Raw genomic sequence first — 17,025 nt, 5'->3', positions numbered from 1 at the left:
GATCATGAGTGCCGAAGTCTCGCCGCAGGCGAAGACCGGCCCGCTCGCCGGTCTGACGGTGATCGAGATGGCCGGGATTGGACCGGTGCCGCTGGCCGGCCTGATGCTGTCGGAGATGGGAGCCGAGGTGCTGCGCATCGAGCGGATTGGGTCGACCCAGCCGTTCCTGTCGCTACCGGATGAATACGACCTCGACCGTCACGGCCGCTCCATCCTGCGGATCGACCTAAGGCGCTGGGAAGGCGCCGAACTGGTGCTGCGCCTTGGCGAAAAGGCCGACATTCTGGTTGAAGGGTTTCGTCCCGATGTCATGGAGCGGTTTGGCCTCGGGCCGGACGCGGCATTGGCGCGCAACCCGGCGCTGATCTACGGCCGCATGACGGGATTCGGCCAGGACGGACCGCTATCGGGTCGTGCCGGCCACGACATCACCTACCTCGCCTATTCGGGTGTGCTGCACGCCATCGGCCAGGAAGGAAGGAGGCCAGTCCCACCGCTCAACCTCGTTGCCGACTATGGCGGCGGCGCCGTGATGCTGGTTGCCGGCGCACTGGCAGCCCTGTTTGAGCGTTCGCGCTCCGGCAAGGGCCAGGTGATCGATGCCGCGATGATCGAGGGCGCTTCGATGCTGGCGACACCTGTGCACGCCTTGATGGCGGCGGGCCTGTGGAGTGACACGCGCGGCGCGAACCTGCTCGATTCCGGCGCGCCCTTTTACGACACCTATGAGACGGCGGACAGACGGCACGTCGCCGTCGGCTGCCTTGAACCCCGGTTCTTCGCTGAATTCGCAAGACTGCTGCCGCTCGACAAGCGTTTTGTGCACGGCCAATACGACAGGAATTTGTGGCCGCAGATGCGCGCTGCCATTGTCGATCGGGTCGGGCAGAAGACACGGGACGACTGGGACCGTCTCTTTGCTGCGACCGATGCTTGCGTTGCACCGGTTCTGTCGTTGCGGGAAGCCAGGGATCATCCGCACAATCGCGCTCGCAACGCCTTTGTAATGTCGGGTGCGCTTGAGCGCCCCGCCCCGGCGCCGCGCTTTTCGCGCTCCCGGCCGACGCTTGCCACCATGCCGGCCGATCACCATTGTCAGGCGACGACCGTGCTGGCACGCTTCGGCCTTTCGGAAAACGAAACTGAGGCCCTTGTCAAATCCGGTGTGATAGGTTGATAACCAGAGAATAAAAATCAGCTTAAGACGGGTGGATTTTGGCCGACCGAAAAAAGGACGTGATCCGCGAGACCGACGCCGAAGCGATCAGGCTGGCGAAGACGCTGATCCGCAGCGCCCGTTTCGGCGCGCTGGCGGTGATCGAGCCTGGGACCGGTTCGCCGCTGGCCAGCAGGGTTGGTGTCGCCACCGATATCGACGGCGCGCCGCTGATCCTTGTATCGATGCTGTCCGCCCATACCGGCGCGATCCTTGCCGACCCGCGCTGTTCGCTGCTTGTCGGCGAGCCCGGCAGGGGCGACCCGCTGGCGCACCCGCGGTTGACGCTCGTCTGTCGGGCAGCACGGCTTGAGCGCGGGTCCGGCGAGCATGCCCGCGCCGAACGGCGCTATCTCAACCGCAACCCCAAAGCGAAGCTCTATGCCGGACTTGGCGACTTCTCGATCTTCCGCCTCGAGCCGGAGCGGGCCAGTCTCAACGGCGGCTTCGGCAAGGCCTACTTGCTCGAGCGCACCGATCTGGTCACGACCGCTCCGATCGTCGAAGACCTTGCCGCTGGTGAACAATCCGCCCTCGACCATATGAATGCCGACCATAGCGACGCAATTGCCGTCTACGCGCGCCATTTCGCCAAGGCCGCAGGCGACGGCTGGGTCATCACCGGCTTCGACGCCGACGGCATGGACCTGGCATTGGGCGACGATGTCTGCCGGGTCTTCTTCCCCGAGCCACTGAGGGCGGCGCGTGAGCTCAGGCATGTTCTGGTCGACATGGCAAAGACCGGCCGAGTTGCAGACGAAACACAGTCCGACAGTTAATCGTGTCGGGTCGAAAGCAAGTCTTGAGGTTTGAGTGAAATGTACTACCCTTTCTCGGTAGCGTTGAATCGCCAGCGCACATTCGCGAGTGAGTCTATGGAATCAGACGCTATTGCCCCCATAGCGCCGGATGAGCAGGAAGGTGTGGGGGATCGATGGTCTCGAAAAAGCTAATCGCCAATGCCGAATCAGCGGCTGCGTTTCTGACGCTGATGGGCAACGAGAAACGACTGTTGATCATGAACTATCTGGCCGACGGTGAAATGTCGGTCGGTGCTATCGCCGAGAAGGTTCTGCTCAGCCAATCCGCCCTGTCCCAGCATCTGGCCAAACTGCGGGCGCTCGATCTCGTCGAGACCCGGCGCGACCGGCAGATGATCTACTATTCCTGCAAATCCGATGCCGTGCGCGAACTTCTCAACACGCTGGACGGGATTTTCGGCGAAGGTGAGTTGTCGCAGATGGCGTACCGCCTGCGTCGCTCCGGGACTTGACCGGGCCAATGCATGTCGCCCAAAAGCCTGCTCTTGAGCTTGACCCGAGGGTGCGAAGCGGTTTTGGCTGACGGTTCTTAGAGCGACTTGCGTCCACTTGGACGCAGGAAGTACTTTGGATCCACGCATCGAGCTGTCCGAAAACCCAGTGCGATTTTCGGGGTGATGCGTGTCCGCCGAGGCAAGCATGCGCCCCATTCGTATCGAAGACCCGCAAGACCCGCGCGTCGCCGCCTATCTCGACATCCGCGAGCGCGATCTTGCCGGCCGGCAGGGCCGCTTCGTCGCCGAAGGCAAGGTGGTGCTCGAAATGCTGCTCGCGGCCAAACGCTTTTCGGCCGAATCGGTGCTGGTACTCGAAAACCGGCTGGCAGGCATCGACGGAACCCTGCGCAAGGCACCCGCGGACCTTCCGGTCTACGTCGCGGCCAGCGAGGTCATGGACAGGATTGCCGGCTTTCACATGCATCGCGGCATATTGGCGATCGGCCGCAAGGGCGCGGCGCAGCCTGCAGAGGCCTTGCTTGACATCTTGCCCGCCCGCGCGTTGATCGTCGTGCTGGTCGGCATCGCTAACCATGACAATATGGGCTCGATCTTTCGCAACGCCGCCGCCTTCGGCGCCGATGCGGTGTTTCTGGACGCGACCTGCTGCGATCCGCTGTACCGCAAGGCGATCCGCGTCTCGGTCGGCGCCGCGCTGAAAGTTCCCTTCGCCTCCCTCACTGAGACCATCGGCTTCACCGCGGCGCTCGACCGGCTGGGCTTCGGTCAGTTCGCTTTGTCGCCACGCGGCCAAACCGGCATCCGCGATGCGAAAGGGACTGAACGGCTGGCGCTCTATCTCGGCACCGAAGGCGAAGGCCTGCCCGAAAGTCTGCTCGCCCGCCTGCGGACGGTGCGGATCGATATGGCAGAAGGTTTCGACAGCCTGAATGTCGCCGCCGCGTCAGCCATCGCCTTACATCATTTTTCGGCAAGCAGGACCTGAGCCGCAGAAGACAGCATCACTGCCTGGGCTCAATGCGCCGATTCGGCCTTCTGCAGCGCCCGCACGCGATCGGCAAGGCTGCGTTCGCCGCTTCCCGGTTGGTTGGGTGCCGCAAGAGCCTTTGCGATCGGCGACTCCGGCCCGTCGAGCTTCGCCGTCAGGGCGACGACTTGCGCCGCCAGGTCGCTCATCTGCTCACGCAATGCAGCGCTGGCGCGGCGCGCATCGTCGCCGCCTTCGGATTTGGATGCCTCGAAGGCGGCAAGATCCGTTTTCAGTTTCTTGTTCTCGCGGGCCAGTTCCGTCAGCCTCGCCTCCAACCGTTCGCGGTCGTTGTCGAGCTTGGCGATGGCTTTTTGGGTGTCGTCCTTGACGGCCGCATCGGCCTGGCTGCCTTGCACTCCGACGAAACGCACCGCGGAGGCGTTTTCCACGCGTTCGCTTTTCGACTTTTCGCGAAGCCGCGCGATTTCCTTGTCGCGGCGGTCAAGCTTGTCCTCGCGATCGGCAAGCGTGGCGAGCAGGCGCTCGACCTTCTTGTCCAGTTCGCCCGTCCTTTTCTTCTCGGCCTTCAACGCGTCTCGCGAGGCCTTGCTCTCGGCCGCGATCTCCTGTTGACGCCTGTCCGCCTCCTTGCGCTGGCCACGCAGCACCGAAATGTCGTCGGCCAGCTTTTGCAGTTCGGACTCGCGCGCCACAAGTTCGATCTGACGGCTGCTGGAAGAAAAGCTGGCGTCGTCATACATGTGCTCCAGTTTTTTCAGCTCGAGCACACGCTTTTCCAGGGCCTGCTCGGTTTGAGCAAGCCGATCCGACAAAAGCTGCAACTGGTCTTTGCGCTGCCGAAGGTCTTCGCCCTTGGCCTCGAGCGCGGAAAGGGCCTGTTCCTTGTCCTTCCGCTCGAGCGCCAGTTCCTTCAGTGCTTCGCGGCAACGGCCGATCTCCACAAGCTGTTCGGCCGATTTCTCGCGCAACGACTTGACGCTCATCTCAAGCCGACGCGTCGACATGGCGAACTCGGCGCGGATGCGATCCTTCTCCGCCTGGATCTCGGCCAGCGTCAGCGGCATCGAGCCCTCGACGCGTTTACGCGTCAGCATCACGGCCCGCCGCCAGATGGCCGGGGCAATCATCAGCGCCAGAAAGCCGGCGCAGAAAAAGCCGAGGACAAAGAACAGGACCGACTGAACCAAGGTGACTATCCGTTATGAACGGCAAACAACCGAAAGCGACTGTGCCACGTTCGCATGACGGAATTCCAGTGCCGCGGCAAGGGTCTGCCGCAGCAATGTTCAGACCGTCGATCCTGGAACCAATCGCGGTGACGAGGCAACCGCTTGCTCAGAATGGATTCCAGGTGGCGCGCTGGGTAAGCTTGAGATAGCCGAGATTGACGCCAAGCCGGGCGCCGACACCGGTACGGATCGGCACCAGCAGCACATTGTTGTTCTTCATCACGTTGAAGCCTACGCCAGCCACGAGGTAGGCGGAGCCGGCAAGGCCGCCGAAACGATTGTAGAGGCTGTTCACATCGTCGAGATTATAGACCAGCATCATCACCCGCGAGCCCTCGCCGCCAAAATCCCAGCCGAGCGACGGGCCCTGCCAGAACACTTTGTGATCGCCGGCATTCTTGGTGTAGAGCGTGCCTTCACCATAGGTCAGGCCACCGATCAGGGCGCCCGAGCCCTCCTCGCCAAGCAAATAGCCATTGGGCAGGCCATAGGAGGAGAAAATCTTCTCCACGACGGTGGCGAGCCCGCCCGACGTTGCACCGAAGAATTTATGACCGGAATCGACGATCTCCTGAGCGGTGTACTCTTGGGCCCGCGAAGGCGAGGTTGAAAAGACGACAAGGCCCATGAGAGCGATCGCCATTGAGAAGACACGGAAAAAACTCCGGTCTGAGATGACACGGAGAAAACTCCGGTCGTAGTATCGGGAAAACATGCTTCCAATCTCCGTCAGGGAGCACTTTCGCCGACGCCTCACATCCGTGCAGCTCTTTGGCGGCCGCTAAGGATGACTGTTATGGGCAAACTATGCCGTAATCCTTTTTCAACCATTAAGCTTTCACATGAAGATGGCGGTTAGAAGGCTGGTTTCGAGCTGGTTTCGCGTCGCCCCGCAGTATCCGCTCCCTGCGTGGACACACCATTTTCGATAACGACAATTCCGGATTTGTTGCCGCACGCTCAGGCGCTGTGTATTCAAGGCCTTGGGAGAGAGCGTGATTCGTGTGGGCAGGCGTGATCATTTCTCGCGCGGCCATTTCTAGTGAAATTTTGCAGGGACTTTCGCCGATGGCCGAGCTTTTCACCCTTTCCGCACCCGATCTCGCAGCGCTTTTGTGCAGCCGGGTCTGCCACGACATCATTTCGCCGGTCGGCGCCATAAACAACGGGCTTGAGCTGCTCGACGAAGGCGGCGCCGACGAAGATGCCATGAAGTTGATTCGGCAGAGCGCCAGAAATGCTTCGGCCCGCCTGCAATTCGCCCGCATCGCCTTCGGCGCAGCCGGTTCTGCCGGCATGATGATCGACACGGGGGACGCCGAGGCCGTTGCGATCGCCTTTTTGAAGAACGAGAAGCCGGAACTGGTCTGGAACGGAACCCGTGCGCTGCTGCCCAAGAACAAGGTAAAGCTGCTGCTCAATCTCATTCTCGTCGCCAACGCCGCCATTCCGCGTGGCGGTAAGCTTACGGTTACGCTTGAAAACCTCGACACAGAACCCCGCTTTGCGCTCGCCGCGAGCGGTCCGATGCTGCGCGTGCCGCCCAAATTCCTGGAGCTCCATTCCGGCAACAGGCCTGAAGAACCGATCGACGCGCATTCGGTGCAGCCCTACTACACGTTGCTTCTGGCGCGCGAGGCGAACATGACGATATCGATCCACGCAACTGCAGAAGAAATCGTACTATCAGCTGCTTGAAGTTCCTAAGAAATGATTGAAAAGAACAGATAAGAGTTTTTAGACAATATTTACTACGCCCTCACAGTCGAATGAAATGAGCCTTCCAGGCTGGTTCGGCCGAAGCATCGGTCAAGAAATTTCCGTAAAAGCTGTTCTTGCAAAAATTTTACCTATCGGCTTTTCAGCTTCTTTACCGGATTGATCCTACCGTACCTTTCAGTACCGCGACGCTGCCGGATTGCCGCATGGCAAAGAGGGACCGGAAATGAAACGCTGCATGTTCATCGACGATTCGAGCGTCATCAGGAAGGTCGCAAAGCGCATCCTGGGTGGTTCCGACATGCTGGTCATCGAAGCTGCCAGCGGGTTTGACGCGGTCGAGATGTGCACTGCCGACATGCCGGATATCATCGTCGTCGACGGCGCCTTGCCGGACCTGCAGGCGGAGGACGTCATCCGCCGCATACGCGCCATGGAAAGTCCGATACAGCCCCAGATCCTGATTTCGCTGGTTGAGGTCGACGTCGCTTCGATCATGCGGGCAAAGCGCGCCGGCGCTCAAGGCTATCTGCTGAAGCCGTTCAATCGGCCGCAACTTCTCGAATGCTTCCGCACCTTGAGAATTGCAGCCTGATTCGCCGATCCCTGGCGCATGGCCCCCGGAAATTGGCGCTCCATGTCTGCGATACAAACGCAAAAGTCCGGCCGAAGCCGGATTTTGTCGGAAAATCGATCGGATCGGCGTCGTCAGCTCAGGCGCTGACGCGGATATCTTCCGGCTCGCGCAGCACATAGCCGCGACCCCAAACCGTCTCGATGTAATTCTGGCCGCCGGAAGCGTGGTCGAGCTTCTTGCGCAGCTTGCAGATGAAGACGTCGATAATCTTCAGTTCCGGTTCGTCCATGCCGCCGTAAAGGTGGTTGAGGAACATTTCCTTGGTGAGCGTAGTGCCCTTGCGCAGCGAGAGCAGCTCCAGCATCTGGTATTCCTTGCCGGTCAGATGCACGCGCTGGCCACCGACCTCAACGGTCTTGGCATCGAGATTGACCACCAGGTCGCCGGTGGTGATGACCGACTGGGCATGGCCCTTGGAGCGCCGCACGATAGCGTGGATGCGGGCGACCAGTTCGTCCTTGTGGAACGGCTTGGTCATATAGTCGTCTGCGCCGAAGCCGAGGCCGCGTACCTTGTCCTCGATGCCGGCCATGCCGGAGAGGATAAGGATCGGCGTCTTCACTTTGGAAAGGCGAAGTGTTCTCAAGACCTCGTATCCCGACATGTCGGGGAGATTGAGGTCGAGAAGGATGATATCGTAGTCGTAGAGCTTGCCTAGATCGACACCTTCTTCGCCAAGATCGGTCGTATAGACGTTGAAACTTTCCGATTTCAGCATCAGCTCGATGCTTTGTGCGGTTGCACTGTCATCTTCTATCAGCAGAACACGCATTTCATTCCCCTTTTCTGCTGCCGGACCATTTCACGACCCGTCCAGGACCGGAGCAGTGATTGCCTGAGCAGAGGCTGCCATCGAATGGTTAACAAAACCTAATTCCGTGCCGCTGACGGTATCAGATTTTTTAACCCCTTTCTACACCTTGTTGAATCTAATAGTGAATCACAGAACCAAACCGCTAATGCAAAACATTAATAAGCCAGACTAAGTGACTCTTTGGACTCGCTGGCCGTGCTTCCGCATCGAGAGCCGGAATTTTTACCCGGCCTTAAGTCCTGAGCCGTATGATTAACAATGCCCGTAAACGAATGGTTACCGCCGGCAAAAAACTTTAGGAATTTGTTTCCCATAGTTCCTGTAAAGTCGGTGGAAACGGGTGAAGCCTGAGGTTTGCCAGGCGGATTGGACGATATGTGCAGGTGTGCGTTTCCAGGAGTACCGAATCATGAAGTCACGTGAAAACCTCGTTCGGCTGAAGCAGTTCCAGGTGAATGAGAAGCGGCGGCAATTGCTGCAACTCGACATGATGATCGCTGAATTCGAGCGCATGGCTGTCGAACTGGAGCTCCAGATCACTGCCGAAGAAAAGAAAGCCGGCATCACCGACATCAACCATTTTGCCTATCCGACGTTCGCCAAGGCAGCGCGCCTGCGCCGCGACAATCTCAGAAACTCGCAAAGCGACCTCGCCCAGCAGCGAAGCGTTGCCGAATCACTGCTCGGCGAAGCCGAAGCGGAGCTTTCCAAAGCGGAAATGCTCGAATCGCGCGACACCAAGATCCGCGACGCCGAGACCGGCGGCCGCAGCGCCATGATCGGCTGAAAACAAGGCTTTAAGCCGGTCAACACCCAGCGATCAGGGCGTTGCTCATCTGGAACGTCGCCGCTCATTGGTCGAGCAGCTGCCAGTTTCAGGCCTACGCTACCAAATCCCCTTCATGTTCCGCGATCGCCCGCATCCGGGCATCCCTGATGTCGGGCGCAGGCGATTCCGGCCACGACCTTATCTGATTGAGCAGCCCACCGGTTCTGGCCGAGTTCGGCGCGTCGAGCGGATGTCAGTCGGGCCCGACCGCGCCGGCTTGTGGAACGTGGCACGGTCGACGCGAAAAAGCTTGTCGTCCCTGTGACAAAGACCCGCTCGAAGAAGCAGGCGCCGCTCATGCCTTTCTCGGCCGATCGGCAGGTGGTGCTGACCGTCTGAAGCGGAGAGAACCGTTGCGGCAAAGCAAAAAGGGCGCGGATTGTCGCGCCTTTTGACTTCCTTGAACCAGCCTTAATGCCGATATTGCTGGATGCGCGTCGTGCGCAGGCCGGCAAGGCCATATTCGTCGATCGACGCCTGCCAGGACAGGAATTCCTCGGTGGTCAGCTTGTAGCGCTGGCACGCCTCCTCGAGGCTCAAAAGCCCACCCCGTACAGCCGCCACCACTTCCGCCTTGCGCCGGATAACCCAGCGACGTGTGTTCGTCGGCGGCAGATCGGCAATCGTAAGGGGGCTGCCGTCAGGCCCGATAACATATTTGACACGTGGTCTAACAAGATCGGTCATCGTACTCTCTACTAAAAACTCAAAGACCCAATCCCCACCACATTACCGCCACAGCTTTAAAAATTGCCTAAGCGAACGCTAATAGCTAGGTAAGGATCATGAACGCCGCGTTAGTCTTTTCGTAGGCATTTGAGATATCTGCCCGCGAGCGCCGAATCCGTTCAAAAAAATCGGCCGGTTCGCGAAGCTGGCGCACCCGGAAAGCTTGACCTATATTCCGGCCATTGGCATTCAAGCGCCCTCATCCAGGGCGCCGTGCAGAACGAAAGAACCATGAACAGCCTCGACCTTCCCGGACGTCCCGAAAACACCCGCGTCGTTGTCGCCATGTCGGGCGGCGTCGACTCGTCGGTCGTTGCCGGTCTTTTGAAGCGCGAAGGCTATGATGTCGTCGGCGTCACGCTGCAGCTCTACGACCATGGCGCGGCAACGCACCGGGCCGGCTCATGCTGCGCCGGCCAGGACATCGACGATGCCCGCCGCGTCTCCGAGACGCTCGGCATTCCGCACTATGTGCTCAATTACGAGGAGCGCTTCCGCAAGGCGGTGATCGACCCCTTCGCCGAGAGCTATGTGGCCGGCGAAACGCCGATCCCTTGCGTTTCCTGCAACCAAACGGTGAAATTCGCCGACCTTCTGGCGACCGCCAAGGAGCTCGGCGCCGACGCGCTGGCCACCGGCCATTACATCCGCTCCGGCGCCAACGGCGCCCATCGCGCACTGTACCGGCCGGTCGACGCGGACCGCGACCAGAGCTATTTCCTGTTTGCCACCACGCAGGCGCAGATCGATTATCTGCGCTTTCCGCTTGGCGGCCTGTCGAAACCGCAGGTTCGCGCCATCGCCGAGGAAATGGGGCTGACGGTCGCCGCCAAGCAGGACAGCCAGGACATCTGCTTCGTGCCGCAGGGCAAATATTCCGACATCATCGCCAAGCTGAAGCCGACTGCTGCCAATCCGGGCGACATCGTCCATATCAACGGCCGCGTGCTCGGCCGCCATGAAGGCATTTTGCGCTACACCATCGGTCAGCGCCGCGGCATCGGCATCGCCTCGGCCGAGCCGCTCTACGTCGTCCATCTCGATGCCGACCGAGCCCGCGTCGTCGTTGGCCCGCGCGAGGCGCTGGAGACGCATAAGATCTATTTGCGCGACATGAACTGGCTGGGCGACGCTGCGCTGTCAGATATCCCGGCGGCCGGGCTGGAGCTTTTCGCCAAGGTCCGCTCGACACGCCCGCCGCGCCCGGCCGTGCTGCATCACAACGTCGGCATCACTTCGGTGGAGCTTGTCGACGGCGAGTCCGGCATCGCGCCCGGCCAGGCCTGCGTGCTCTATTCCGACGACGGCAACCAGGCCCGCGTGTTCGGCGGCGGCTTTATCAAGCGTTCCGAGCGTGGCGCCGAGGCCGAGGCGATGCTGACGCGGCTGGCAGCCCGCCCGGCGCAGATTCCCGCGGAATGATCCCGATCCTATCGGGATGATCAGGCTCTAACACAGCGGCACTTTCTCTCAGGAAGACGATCCGGTGTGGGTAACCGTGCCAGCGGTCAGGATACGCAGCACCCTGATGGCTTCCTCGCCGCTGGTGCGCGGTTCTGCCCGCGTCTCGATGCACTGGATGAAATGCTCGAGCTCTCGCGTCAGCGGCATGCCCTCGCCCACCGCCACATAGGACGGCTCGTTGGTGGTGAAGGCCCATTGGCCGCTGTCTTGCCACACCGCGTGGCGGTAGACGGCGAGCTTGCGCTCCCACGGCTCGACATCGTCGAACACCGCCATCGCCTTGGTGCCGACCACGGTCAGCCGCCGCTCGCGGTAAGGGTTGAGCCGCGACGCGAAGAGATGGCTGCGCAGACCGTTGGGAAAGCGCATGTGCAGATGCGCGAAATCGCTAAGATTGTCGAGGAGCGCTGCCCCCTCGCCGCGCACCTCGATCGGTTCCGTGCCGGTGATGGCGAGGATCATCGACAGATCGTGCGGCGCAAGGTCCCACAGCGCATCGTTCTCGGTGTGGAACTTGCCGAGCCCGAGCCGGTGCGAATGGATATAGCGGACCTCGCCGAGCTCGCCATTGTCGATCAGCGCTTTCAACGTCTCGAAGGCTGGATGAAAGCGCAGTACATGGCCGACCATGAAGACGCGGCCATTGTCGGCCGCCGCCTTCACCGAGCGCTCGGCATCCGCCACCGTCAGCGCGATCGGCTTCTCCACCAGCACGTCCTTGCCGCCCTGGACGGCGCGCACCGCCATGTCGGCATGGAACTGCGGCGGCAGCGCCATGACGATGGCATCGACGTCGCTGCGGACAAAGAGCGCCTCCGGCTCGATCGCCAGGCAATCCTGCTCACTGGCGAAGCCTTCGGCGCGGGCAGGGTTGACGTCCGAGACCGCGTGCAGCGCGCCGAGCGCCTTGAGGGTGCGGATGTGGTTGCTGCCCCAGTATCCGCAACCGAGGACTGCAATGCGCGGTTTCATCAATTCCAACTCTAGAATTTCGTGGCCGAGACATAGCGGCGCGCCCCGCCGAACTCAACCCCGGCATTTCTGTGCCCGATTATCTGCCCGGCAAAGCTTTCCGGCCATTAGAGCGATGTGCGTCCGCCTGGACACACAAAGTACGCGTCTCAAGTCCGTGAAGCTTCGCATCGTTCCGGAAGATCGATTCCGATTTTCGCAGAGCACGATGCGATGGAATGTGCCGGCATGCCGGCTGCATCGATGCTTGACAGGCTTGGCATCCCAACCTTATATCCGCCCGACCTTGGCGAACGCTTCGACATGCCTTCTGAATTAAGGCGGATTTCGAACCTTTCGCCGCCCTGGCGGGGTAGCTCAGTTGGTTAGAGCACGGGAATCATAATCCTGGGGTCGGGGGTTCAAGTCCCTCTCCCGCTACCATCTAATTTTTCCACAATGTTCTCTGCTTGGACTTGGTCGCCCCGAAACCCCGCAGAACAGCAGGCCCTTCGGCCGAAAGCTGTGGAGTGGCTGTGGTGGTCAGAGCGACTCATTTGTTCTCTGTTGGCCCATACTCTCCAAAGCGCTGAGGAGTGCGCCAACATAATGATTTGCTTCGGCCAGCAGACGAACTAGGCCATCACGCAGTTCCCCGGAACAGATCCTCTCGAAGCGTGTTGCGGCAGCTCCAAGCTGAATTGGAGCACAACCATGAAGCCCGAAGACGCTACCTACCCTCCTCTTGATGTCGCCAAGCCTGTCGCCCCTGGGATCTGGATCGTCGACAGCGGACCGCTGAGCGTGATGGGCATTCCAGTCCCGGTGCGCATGACGGTTATCCAGCTCGGGAATGGCGGTCTCCTGCTGCATTCACCAACACGGTTCGCTTTTGAGCTGAGAAAGCAGCTCGAGCAGATTGGTCCGATAGTGCATCTGGTTGCGCCAAACAGTGCACACTGGACCTTCCTCAAGGAGTGGCAGAACCATGTGCAGGGAGCGTCGACTTGGGCCGTTCCGGGCTTGCGCCATCGGGCACAGGTCCGCCGGGCTGGCGTCAGGATCGATCACGATCTGGCCACAGCGGCGCCGGAAGCCTGGTCGAAAGATCTCGATCAGGTTCTCGTTCCAGGAGCCGGTGGGTTCACCGAAGTCGCGTTCTATCATAAGAACAGCCGAACTATGGTGCTTACGGATCTAGTTCTGAATCTCGAGCCGGAAAAGCTGCCGTTCATCATCAGGCCGGCGGCGCGCCTCTTAGGCGTCACGGCACCTGTGGGGAAGGCCCCCATTTACCTGCGGATGATCATCAAACGGAAGCATGAGCAGGCGAAGGCGGCCGCGGAGCGCCTCGTGGCTTTTCAGCCAAAGCGCGTGATCTTCAGCCATGGCCGGTGGTTCCACAAGGATGGGACGACGTTACTTCGCCAGTCGCTGGCCTGGCTTCTCTGAGGGCGGCCGCAGAGAAGATTGTCAGCAGGAAGTAGCCATCAACTCCCGTTGCCGTTCCCATTCGACGGGCAAACCCCTGACGAGCGCCTGGAGCTGAACCCCATGGACTGCCGTCCGTCGAGTATGGCTTCGACCAGGTCGGGCGCGAGCAGCGTCAACTGGAGCACGTGGGATACGAAGGAGCGGTCAAGCCTTTCGGCCGCGGCAAGTTCGATCACTGTGGCGAACTCGCCTGTTTCCAGCATGTGTTTCCACCGGAACGCCCGCGCCAGCGCCCGGATCAGAGTGTTGTCTATGCGTGGCCGTGCTGGGGTCCATTGCTGTCCGCCGGCGGGCGAGATGATGATCTTGCGGCCACCACGCTTGCGCAGGGTCAGCGGCAGATGGACGGTGAGCGATCTACTGTCAAGCCTATGGCCGCTGGGTGGAGTCCGAGAAGAAGCTGAAGGATACCCCTGCCCTGCTCAGGACGCCAGCCGGCTACGTGCAGCCCTCGCCCTGGCTTGCCATCTCCAACAAGAATGTCGAGCTGATGCACAAGTTCATGAGCGAGCTCGGCCTCTCGCCCGTGTCACGCAGTCGGGTCGCAACGACGCACAGCATGGGACCCAGGCCATGGGAGTTCACCGGCCAGGAAGACGACGAACTCTTTTCGTGAAACCCTGCGTCGCTAAGCACTGCTGCATCGAGCCGTCCATGCCAACGGCTAGCCAAGCAAAATGGTCGTCGCTTCAACAGGCGCCATAATCAAGTATAGTCCCAAAGCGATCGCAGACGGAGGAGGAACGGAGCAAATGTCCGTCGACGCCGGACCGAGAAAAGTGGACGCCGAATATGCGATTGAGTACCTCCAGGAGCATCCGGAAGCCGGGCTTTGCTGCGAGGATCGGCGCTGGTGGATTACGCCAAATGCAAACGAGACCGATCAGCAGGTCCTGCTTCTTGATGTGGTTGAGGCTGAGCGGCTCAAAGATGATCCTCGCCTTCGACTCGTGTCCGGAATCGCTCATGCGGGCCGGTCGCTCTGGGTTGTTCGGAGAATGACATAACTACCTGCCATTCGAACGTTGAAGGAACCGGGTCGGGCTTAGCTTTGTCAGGGGAGCATATTATGCCGGTACCATTCGCGGACCGAAAGGATGCGATTCGCGCGGAGTTAATCAGGCGCGCGACCAGAGGCCTAATGATCACATACGCGGAATTGAGTCGTGCAGTCGGCATTCCGGACATGGGATATTGGAAGCCAGTCCTGGATGAGATCAGCCGGGAGGAGACTTCCAAGGGGCTACCGGACATCACCTTTCTTGTTGTGTCGCGAGAGCGCGGACTGCCGAGCCCAATAGGCTTTAAGCCGGCGAAACCAGGCTCCCCCAGCCAGGAAAGACGCGCGGTAGAGGCAATTCGGGAGGCCTTCGAATACTACCGCCCTCCGAGAGCATAACCTCGGAAAGCTGCAGCATCGAAGCGGCTCCCGCTATCTGCATTATCTTGTCGTGATCCAGCGAACTCGAACGGGCGGCGCCTCGCCGCCTACTGCCAGCTACGGTGGAAGCGGCCTCGGCAAAGGCGACCATTCGCAGGGCCGCGGCCATAGCCTGCGCTACGGTCCCGTGTTCCTGTCGAGCGCAAATGCGACCCTCTCGCGCAGCAACTCGGCCATGTCACCATTTAGATGCAGCCGTACCCGGCCGCCACGGGCATCCGTGAGCATCAGCGCCACGCCGTCATCGGTTTCGTTGTCGGCTAACTGAACATCCGCGACCACGAATTCGTGTGTGTTCCTGTTCTGATCTGAACTCATTCTTCGCTCTCCTCTGCTGAAGAACGATGTAGAGCATTAAGCCTGGTGAGCCATGAGCGCTCCCAGGCTCAGGCAGGCCTAACAAACGAAGAGCGCCAGCCGAAGTCCTCCGGCCGGCGCTTAGGCGGCCAAACTGCTTGCCGGTCGGGGCCCAATGACGCGACCAATTTGCGCATGTAGTCGCGCTGGCTGGAAATTTTTTGGTCGAATTTCCGACTATTTGAATTGATCCCTCTGTCCTTCGATATGGATTAACGCTGTAGCCCGACCTTTTCGGCTGCCTCCGCTATCAAGCAAAATCGGGAGAGCATCCGCGCGCTTTCGTGCTTCGGACCTTGCGGCCGAAATGACGCTGGTAAGCTCAACTCGCGTGTTGCCGTCCACGTTGAAGGGTAATCTCAGATCCGACGAAATTAGCTGCTTCTCCAGCCCCCACGGCCTCTCAATCTCGGCCCGAGCGACAAAAGCATGCCGGTCCAACCAGCTATCCAAGACGCATTCGCCGGGGTCGGTGAAGGTATAGCGTCCAGTACTTCCTACCCGGCGCAGCTCGATGCCCAATTCAGCAGCGAGCAAGCAGCCTAACGTGCGGCGCAACGTCGATCCAGCCGCGTCCACCCGCTCGACCAGAAGCTGGACGATGCGGGCCTGCTCGGCCGGGAAGAGCTCATCCCAGAGTGGATCCAACTGGACGAGGGCTTCACGGACCTCAGTTTCAGTGATGTCGGAATCGTCCTTTCGCGTGGCCATCCAGGTCTTTACGATCATCTCGGGCGTTCGAAGCAGCGCCCGAAGCTGGTCGATGACCGCAGCCTCGATCTCGCCTGCCGGCACACGGCGGACCGGGCATGTCTCCGGTCCGAGCTTCTGCACGCTCGTGGTGACGTAGTAGCGGTAGAGCTTTCCCTTCTTGCGGGTATGGACAGGTGTCATGGCGTAGCCGCTCGGAGCAAAGATCAGACCCTTGAGGAGTGCCGGCGTCTGCCTTCGGGTCTGCCCTGCCCGCTTGCTCGGACTCTCAGCAACGATCGAGCGAACCTTGTCCCAGAGTTCGCGCCCGATGATCGCCTGATGCTCGCCAGGGAAGCTCGCACCCTTGTGGACGGCGTCGCCGATATAGACCCTGTTCGGGAGAAGCTTGTAGAGCAGGCCTTTGTCGAAGGCCTTCCCGTTCTTGCGCCTGAGACCCTCCGCATTCAACGTTCGCGCCAGGATGGTTGCCGAACCTATCAGCAGAAATCGCTCGAAGATCGAGCGCACAATGGCTGCCTCGTCCTCTTGGATCAGAAGCTTACGGTTCTCGACCCGGTAGCCAAATGGGACGTTGCCACCCATCCACATGCCCTTTCGCCTGGATGCAGCGAACTTGTCCCTGATGCGCTCGCCGATGACCTCGCGCTCGAACTGGGCGAAGGAAAGCAGGATGTTCAAGCCTACGTGGACTGGCAATCGCTCTAAACAACCGCGGCGTTCGCACAGCGCGCAATGGCCAATGGCAGGTGTCGAACGTGCGCAACGTTCTCGCGCGGCAATCCCCCTACTCTTTTATAAGCGGGAAATAGCCACCGGCGCGGCCGGAACAAACGGGATCGACGCCGGTTAACTACTATCGAAGGGACCGCAACCGCAAAGGACGCGGGAAAATGTTTGAAATTTATCGCCTCGAAGTGGCCAAGGCCAGACAGGGTGTAAAACGAGCCGAGAACTCTCTGAAGCGCGCGAATGAGTTGCTGGACGAGGACGGTGGCGTCGCCCTTAATCTCGCGTTGTGCGGCCGGATAAGGGCCGAGCAAAGGCGCGTGATCGATGCCAGAGAGCGACTGATGAAGATCGATCCGAACAGCACGGACAACGTGGGCTGAGCTTTCGGCCCGTTGGGAAGGCATTACTACGGACTTGCCGGAGCAGGAAGGC

General features: G+C 60.5%; 21 protein-coding genes and 1 tRNA gene. 14 read left to right on the top strand and 8 right to left on the bottom strand.

Annotation, left to right across the window (positions count from 1 at the left end):
- Nucleotides 1-4 precede the first annotated feature (4 nt).
- The 4 genes from BQ8482_RS20870 (at nt 5) to BQ8482_RS20855 (ending at nt 3,480) form a co-directional block, all read left to right on the top strand.
- Nucleotides 5-1,177 carry a CaiB/BaiF CoA transferase family protein gene (locus BQ8482_RS20870; protein WP_123149344.1) on the top strand — a complete coding sequence of 391 codons (1,173 nt, stop codon included), beginning with the start codon at nt 5-7 and terminating at the stop codon, nt 1,175-1,177.
- 38 nt (nt 1,178-1,215) lie between these two features.
- Complete coding sequence (locus tag BQ8482_RS20865; protein ID WP_123149343.1) at nt 1,216-1,995, top strand: HugZ family pyridoxamine 5'-phosphate oxidase; 780 nt, start codon at nt 1,216-1,218, stop codon at nt 1,993-1,995.
- A gap of 155 nt (nt 1,996-2,150) precedes the next feature.
- Nucleotides 2,151-2,489, top strand: coding sequence for an ArsR/SmtB family transcription factor (locus BQ8482_RS20860; RefSeq protein ID WP_123149342.1), 339 nt, complete (start codon nt 2,151-2,153; stop codon nt 2,487-2,489).
- A 187-nt stretch (nt 2,490-2,676) separates the two neighbouring features.
- Entirely contained in the window at nt 2,677-3,480 is an 804-nt protein-coding gene (locus BQ8482_RS20855; protein ID WP_123149341.1) for a TrmH family RNA methyltransferase, read from the top strand.
- A 29-nt stretch (nt 3,481-3,509) separates the two neighbouring features.
- Here the strand turns inward: BQ8482_RS20855 and BQ8482_RS20850 are convergent, their stop codons facing one another.
- Both BQ8482_RS20850 and BQ8482_RS20845 read right to left on the bottom strand, forming a co-directional pair.
- On the bottom strand, nt 3,510-4,673 hold the full coding sequence (locus tag BQ8482_RS20850) for a coiled-coil domain-containing protein (RefSeq protein ID WP_123149340.1): 1,164 nt from the start codon (nt 4,671-4,673) through the stop codon (nt 3,510-3,512).
- A gap of 148 nt (nt 4,674-4,821) precedes the next feature.
- Nucleotides 4,822-5,430 (bottom strand): DUF1134 domain-containing protein, encoded by a 609-nt coding sequence (locus BQ8482_RS20845; RefSeq protein ID WP_123149339.1) that lies wholly within the window; start codon nt 5,428-5,430, stop codon nt 4,822-4,824.
- A 353-nt stretch (nt 5,431-5,783) separates the two neighbouring features.
- On the opposite strand from BQ8482_RS20845, the gene chpT reads away from it, so the two are divergent.
- Together chpT and BQ8482_RS20835 are read left to right on the top strand one after the other, a co-directional pair.
- Nucleotides 5,784-6,413: a histidine phosphotransferase ChpT gene (gene chpT, locus BQ8482_RS20840; RefSeq protein ID WP_123149338.1), complete on the top strand. Its 630-nt coding sequence runs from the start codon at nt 5,784-5,786 to the stop codon at nt 6,411-6,413.
- A gap of 247 nt (nt 6,414-6,660) precedes the next feature.
- Entirely contained in the window at nt 6,661-7,029 is a 369-nt protein-coding gene (locus BQ8482_RS20835; RefSeq protein WP_123149337.1) for a response regulator, read from the top strand.
- 118 nt (nt 7,030-7,147) lie between these two features.
- Here BQ8482_RS20835 and ctrA read toward each other — a convergent pair whose 3' ends face one another.
- Nucleotides 7,148-7,843 carry a response regulator transcription factor CtrA gene (ctrA, locus tag BQ8482_RS20830; RefSeq protein ID WP_123149336.1) on the bottom strand — a complete coding sequence of 232 codons (696 nt, stop codon included), beginning with the start codon at nt 7,841-7,843 and terminating at the stop codon, nt 7,148-7,150.
- 451 nt (nt 7,844-8,294) lie between these two features.
- Here ctrA and BQ8482_RS20825 point away from each other — a divergent pair, with 451 nt between their 5' ends.
- The gene (locus tag BQ8482_RS20825; protein ID WP_029349790.1) at nt 8,295-8,672 is read left to right on the top strand and encodes a flagellar export protein FliJ; all 378 of its coding nucleotides are present in this window, start codon (nt 8,295-8,297) and stop codon (nt 8,670-8,672) included.
- Nucleotides 8,673-9,125: 453 nt separating this feature from the next.
- On the opposite strand, the gene sciP is transcribed toward BQ8482_RS20825, so the two are convergent.
- Nucleotides 9,126-9,401: a CtrA inhibitor SciP gene (sciP, locus tag BQ8482_RS20815; RefSeq protein WP_006203587.1), complete on the bottom strand. Its 276-nt coding sequence runs from the start codon at nt 9,399-9,401 to the stop codon at nt 9,126-9,128.
- A gap of 273 nt (nt 9,402-9,674) precedes the next feature.
- Between sciP and mnmA the strand changes: the two genes are divergently transcribed.
- A complete protein-coding gene (gene mnmA, locus BQ8482_RS20810; protein WP_123149403.1) occupies nt 9,675-10,865 on the top strand; it encodes a tRNA 2-thiouridine(34) synthase MnmA in 1,191 nt (396 codons plus the stop codon).
- Nucleotides 10,866-10,913: 48 nt separating this feature from the next.
- On the opposite strand, the gene BQ8482_RS20805 is transcribed toward mnmA, so the two are convergent.
- Nucleotides 10,914-11,879 (bottom strand): Gfo/Idh/MocA family protein, encoded by a 966-nt coding sequence (locus BQ8482_RS20805; protein WP_095491711.1) that lies wholly within the window; start codon nt 11,877-11,879, stop codon nt 10,914-10,916.
- Nucleotides 11,880-12,225: 346 nt separating this feature from the next.
- Here BQ8482_RS20805 and BQ8482_RS20800 point away from each other — a divergent pair.
- Together BQ8482_RS20800 and BQ8482_RS20795 are read left to right on the top strand one after the other, a co-directional pair.
- A tRNA-Met gene (locus BQ8482_RS20800) sits at nt 12,226-12,302 on the top strand.
- 270 nt (nt 12,303-12,572) lie between these two features.
- A complete protein-coding gene (locus BQ8482_RS20795; protein WP_123149335.1) occupies nt 12,573-13,310 on the top strand; it encodes a DUF4336 domain-containing protein in 738 nt (245 codons plus the stop codon).
- Nucleotides 13,311-13,348: 38 nt separating this feature from the next.
- On the opposite strand, the gene BQ8482_RS39410 is transcribed toward BQ8482_RS20795, so the two are convergent.
- Nucleotides 13,349-13,555 carry a hypothetical protein gene (locus BQ8482_RS39410; protein WP_244602911.1) on the bottom strand — a complete coding sequence of 69 codons (207 nt, stop codon included), beginning with the start codon at nt 13,553-13,555 and terminating at the stop codon, nt 13,349-13,351.
- A 179-nt stretch (nt 13,556-13,734) separates the two neighbouring features.
- On the opposite strand from BQ8482_RS39410, the gene BQ8482_RS20785 reads away from it, so the two are divergent.
- A complete protein-coding gene (locus tag BQ8482_RS20785) occupies nt 13,735-13,968 on the top strand; it encodes a P27 family phage terminase small subunit (protein ID WP_165848647.1) in 234 nt (77 codons plus the stop codon).
- Between the two features lie 136 nt (nt 13,969-14,104).
- Nucleotides 14,105-14,359, top strand: coding sequence for a hypothetical protein (locus BQ8482_RS20780; protein WP_123149402.1), 255 nt, complete (start codon nt 14,105-14,107; stop codon nt 14,357-14,359).
- A gap of 551 nt (nt 14,360-14,910) precedes the next feature.
- On the opposite strand, the gene BQ8482_RS20770 is transcribed toward BQ8482_RS20780, so the two are convergent.
- A complete protein-coding gene (locus BQ8482_RS20770) occupies nt 14,911-15,111 on the bottom strand; it encodes a hypothetical protein (RefSeq protein WP_123149332.1) in 201 nt (66 codons plus the stop codon).
- A 216-nt stretch (nt 15,112-15,327) separates the two neighbouring features.
- Nucleotides 15,328-16,560 (bottom strand): recombinase family protein, encoded by a 1,233-nt coding sequence (locus BQ8482_RS20765; RefSeq protein WP_342210970.1) that lies wholly within the window; start codon nt 16,558-16,560, stop codon nt 15,328-15,330.
- On the opposite strand from BQ8482_RS20765, the gene BQ8482_RS40345 reads away from it, so the two are divergent.
- Both BQ8482_RS40345 and BQ8482_RS20760 read left to right on the top strand, forming a co-directional pair.
- Nucleotides 16,554-16,673 (top strand): hypothetical protein, encoded by a 120-nt coding sequence (locus BQ8482_RS40345; RefSeq protein WP_342210972.1) that lies wholly within the window; start codon nt 16,554-16,556, stop codon nt 16,671-16,673. The two genes, BQ8482_RS20765 and BQ8482_RS40345, sit on opposite strands and share 7 nt — an antisense overlap.
- A gap of 81 nt (nt 16,674-16,754) precedes the next feature.
- Entirely contained in the window at nt 16,755-16,973 is a 219-nt protein-coding gene (locus tag BQ8482_RS20760) for a hypothetical protein (RefSeq protein WP_123149331.1), read from the top strand.
- Nucleotides 16,974-17,025: the final 52 nt, after the last annotated feature.

Source organism: Mesorhizobium delmotii, from assembly GCF_900149755.1.
GTDB classification, from domain to species: domain Bacteria; phylum Pseudomonadota; class Alphaproteobacteria; order Rhizobiales; family Rhizobiaceae; genus Mesorhizobium; species Mesorhizobium delmotii.
Note: the sequence above shows the minus strand (reverse complement) of the source record. Positions and strands in the feature narration are given on the sequence as shown.